The organism is Pseudomonas sp. MWU12-2319 (assembly GCF_023242525.1).
Lineage (GTDB): Bacteria > Pseudomonadota > Gammaproteobacteria > Pseudomonadales > Pseudomonadaceae > Aquipseudomonas > Aquipseudomonas gingeri_D.
Genome location: NZ_JALJES010000042.1, coordinates 1 through 3,968, shown reverse-complemented (window position 1 = coordinate 3,968; position 3,968 = coordinate 1). Strand labels below are relative to the sequence as shown.

The 3,968-nt window shown below is 53.5% G+C and carries 4 protein-coding genes; 1 reads left to right on the top strand and 3 read right to left on the bottom strand.

The features are described 5' to 3' along the window. The first annotated feature begins 92 nt into the window (after positions 1–92). Positions 93–422: a hypothetical protein gene (locus M5C01_RS32595; protein WP_152742428.1), complete on the top strand. Its 330-nt coding sequence runs from the start codon at positions 93–95 to the stop codon at positions 420–422. Between the two features lie 82 nt (positions 423–504). Here the strand turns inward: M5C01_RS32595 and M5C01_RS32590 are convergent, their stop codons facing one another. The 3 genes from M5C01_RS32590 to M5C01_RS32580 all read right to left on the bottom strand — a co-directional run. Further along, entirely contained in the window at positions 505–918 is a 414-nt protein-coding gene (locus M5C01_RS32590; RefSeq protein WP_152742427.1) for a helix-turn-helix transcriptional regulator, read from the bottom strand. A 122-nt stretch (positions 919–1,040) separates the two neighbouring features. Continuing rightward, positions 1,041–1,850, bottom strand: coding sequence for a hypothetical protein (locus M5C01_RS32585; RefSeq protein ID WP_152742426.1), 810 nt, complete (start codon positions 1,848–1,850; stop codon positions 1,041–1,043). A 103-nt stretch (positions 1,851–1,953) separates the two neighbouring features. Beyond that, positions 1,954–3,968: DUF3732 domain-containing protein (locus M5C01_RS32580; protein WP_248764467.1), on the bottom strand; the 2,015-nt coding region annotated here is incomplete at its 5' end.

Here is a 3,968-nt window from a genome sequence, read left to right as displayed (position 1 = left end):
CTTTCCTCGGCGGTGGTGCAAACGCGCTGCGTCGACTCGAAATGGCGCTCTTCATGATGGGGTACGACCTCGGCATCGCAGCGTGAACAACCATGAGTACGTCGCCTGACATCAAATCATTGATCATCGACCTCATTGGGCATGGCGTGTTGGACGCAACGCTCAGAGCGCTACTCACCGAACAATCGCCGAGTCTGGTCGTGGGTGACATCAAGGAGGCACTTCTGGAGTTGCAGCGTCAGGGTGTGATCATTGGCGCCGGCGGAATGTGGCTACCAGGGCATGCTGAAATCGCGGAGTGTTACAACCCCGCGATTGTGGAGCAGTTGCTCAACCCGGGGGAGTTCGTGGAGGTCGATGTCGATGAGCTGATCGCGGAGCTCGAAGCGATGCTCGTGAAGGCCCGAAGTGCCAAGAGCTAAACGTGGCTTCTGGAGGATCAAGTGTCGTTGCCTGAGCTCAGAGATGCGCTTTTCCGATGGGTCTAGGGATTTGATCCTGAGGTCACGCTTTCTCTTGCTCAGCGAAGCACAGCTCCGCTTGCGAGTATGGGGCACTAGTCCTTTTTAGGCGGGATAGGATGGCCCGGGTTGGGCGGATATCTGAGACCGAGCTGAGGCCAAGGCTCTTGAGCGCACCCATTGCCTCAAGGTCTGCAATGTCGGCTTCGAGGTGCTGCAATAGGGTCTTCACGGTATGGCCGCTTTCCACGCTCAACGTGAGTGTGAACAGCGTTAATGGACTGAGCCCCAGCGCCCCATTGATGGCCGTCAGCTTGTCGATGATAGGGCTCGATCGCCCATGCTCCAGTTTCGACATATAAGTCCGACTGGTGGTGTCGGCCATGTGCTTCTGAGTCAGCCCGCGGCTGACGCGCATGGCTTTTAGGACAGTGGCAAAGCCTGTTTTGAGCGACATAGATGCTCCTGGCCAAAGCGAAGCGAGAAAAGCTTTCCACGCTTGCTTGAAGCGGCGGAAAGCTCTGACATAGAGCATCAGAGCGTATCACGAGTGCCCCGGCAGCTTGAGCCTATGGCGAATTAAAATCGGCATGCGTAAAGCATGTCTTTGGATATTCCTCTGAGCTCTCCAAATTTCAAGTACTGGCTTCGAACCTCTTCAACGAAGTCGAGGCACTTTTTGTTGAGTTGCTCAATCCCCCCTAAATCGCTTTTTAAGCTGCAGAACCAATTGGATGTTGGTTCATACGAAGGGTGGGGGCGGCTCGGATAGAGACTTTTGGTGTGAGGGCACTCATTTTTTTCTGAAGATAAATGGATAAGATCTATTTGCTTGTTGAATTTATTTGCCCTTCTGTAGCTGATTACGAAAAGCGGATCTCCATGTGCGATCGTGTTTCTTATCGTCTTCAGTGTTTCGAAGATGTCCCAAAACTTCAAGGATTTTGGTTTTACATTATTGTTCGTGAGTTCTTGTATTTTGCTGGCTGCTTCAAAGCCATCTGAAAAATTTGTCTGATCTAAGAAATATTGTTTTTGATATTCTTGGTGAGATAGCACATAGGTCAGGCACCAGAAGGTTTTGACGATCATGCTCTCAATTAACGCCACGTGTTTGACGAGAATGAGCTCATTCTGAAGCTTTGCAAGCGACTCGATAGTTTTCAGGGGTTGAGTGCTGCTGAGTCTTTCTATATTTATTTCATGCAAGGCATCCCAGTCTTGCTGACTGTGCGCCATGCTTTCTCTTTCAGTGAATTTGCTTTCGCTCTCGCTAGCCTGAGTGTTGTACTCCATGAGGTCTCTTTCATGGTTTTTTATTAATGAGGCTATCACATCGCTCAAGCTTTTTAGTTCATTTTTTACATGATTCATGCGCATGAGTGACATACAGGTTCCTTTGCCAAGATGTTCTTTGTTTCACGCTAAAGGCTATTGATTTGATCAACACCTAAGCCAGTTGTGCCCGAGGAACACAACTGGCCACGTGTATTTACGCTAAGTCATTGTGACGGTGGATCCAGTGGGCAGGGATGAGCCCGTCGTCTTTGCTCTGCCACGCCGCTACGGGCACGGTGTCAGCGACTTGGCCCCAGATGTCCGGGCCCGCATGCTCAAGGACGATGATCTGGATGAAATGGCCTGCACGCTTGAGACCTTCAGCCAAGACTTCGAAGATTCGGCGTGTGGCAACGACATCCGCTGGGCGGGCTTGATTCACCGCTTCGAATCCCGCATCCAGTGCGTTGAGGCCACCGGTATTGCTTGGGAAATAGACCTGGCTCGGCTGGTCGATCACGATGAAGCTGAAAGGTGGGAGCTTGCGATTCTCGTCCTTCGACAGGTATTCATGAATGCCGAGGAACGTCGCGATGTGATACCCCATCCAGTTCGCACCACTGCCGATTTCCCAGAGAAAATCCCGCTGGCCGTGGGAGTCGAAGCGAAGCGTGAGCTCTTTCCGATCGAGATAGATCTGAGCGCCAGGCGTTCCGTTCAAGCCGAACTGATCCGCATAGTCCTCGAACATCGGGGCCAGCTGGGCATCCACCTTCCGCTCTTGCTCAGCCATGTCAGTCAGCGACATCTGGAAGTTGTAATGCCGAATCAGGCTTTCCAGCTCGGTCATGCGCTTCTTCAGACCGTCGTCCGCTTCAGAGCCATCCAGTTGTTTGATCAGCCGGCTGATCTCACCCGCCACATAGTAAATCTGGCCAATGGCAGTACGGGTGCGCTCATCCTCTTGGACCAAGCGACCCTGCTCTCGCATCAAACGAGACAGCTCACGCTCCTCCTTGGCACGTTGCCGTTTCAGCGTAGCCAGTTGCTTGTCGACGACGGGGTTGTCCTTGAGCGCGTCCGAAATCCGGGTGACCTTGTTGACCTTCTCTTCCAGGTTCTCGATCACCATAGGCAAGGCGTTGGTGAACGAGCCGCAGGCCACGCAGTGCCCACCATCAGTGACGCTCTGCTTGAGCCAGTCGAGCCCAATGACATGGGACTTCTCAGTATCAATCGCCGCGACGAATCGCTTGCTGTTACGCGCCAGGTGGTCGAAGCCATCGATCTGGGCATCAAATTCGTCAACAATACGTTGTTGCTTACCGACTTCCTCGATGACCACCTTTAGCTTTTCTGAGATATGCAGTCGTTGAGGTTCCAGGAGTGTCTGCTCCAGCCGCCCTTCATCGGTCGCGATGACGACCTTTTTGAGCAGTTCGACTTTCTGAGCACCTTGGGTACTGGTGCGCTCAAGCAAGCCCAGCTGAATGCAGCGATCAAACAGTTGGTCGACGTCAGCGTAGTGGCTCGCCTTGGCCGCATCGTGGACTGCAAGCTGCTTGCGCAGCCGATCTTGCTCGCGCTGCGCTTCATCCCGACGCCGCTCATTCATGATGTAGTTTGCATCCACCATACCGAGCGCGTAGGGCATAGCTCGCGTCAGGCGCTCCTTGTGAGCAAACGAGTCGGTTTTGAAGAACAGGGTGTTGGGGTTTGCCACGATGTGCTGAGGCAGGAAGTTGAACGCCGCCATGTCGCGATAGGAACTGCGGCGGTCGAAGCCCGACGGCTCTTCCTCATCGGAGTGGGGGAGGTCACTGACCCGAACCATGCCGTCGAAGGCGGCTTTGTACTGCCCCAAGGAGTGGGTACGGTAAACGGAGTTCGGGATCTGTTCATCATCGACCTCCAGCATGCAAAGCTCGTTAGAGCCTTGGGAGCTTCCCGGAGTGCGTCGCGCGACGATGTAGGTCGTATCGAGAAGGCGGATCTTCATCCCGAACCAATCGACTGTGTCGCGGATGATGCCGATTGGAATCTGACACTTGGTCGCGCCCAGCACGTAGTCAATGATGTGCACAATTGACGACTTGCCGGTGCCGCTCAGCCCGTAAATGATGTTGATCTTCCCGTCTTGAAAGGGAATGACTCGTGGTTCCAAGCCAGGGCAGCGAGGCCAGAGGATGACTGCGTCAATCGTGAATTTCATTGGGAATCCCAAACAAG

Excerpts from the sequence above, each read along its gene's own strand:
- M5C01_RS32585 (WP_152742426.1), bottom strand. The coding sequence starts at position 1,850 with ATGTCACTCATGCGCATGAATCATGTAAAAAATGAACTAAAAAGCTTG.
- M5C01_RS32595 (WP_152742428.1), top strand. The coding sequence starts at position 93 with ATGAGTACGTCGCCTGACATCAAATCATTGATCATCGACCTCATTGGG.
- M5C01_RS32590 (WP_152742427.1), bottom strand. The coding sequence starts at position 918 with ATGTCGCTCAAAACAGGCTTTGCCACTGTCCTAAAAGCCATGCGCGTC.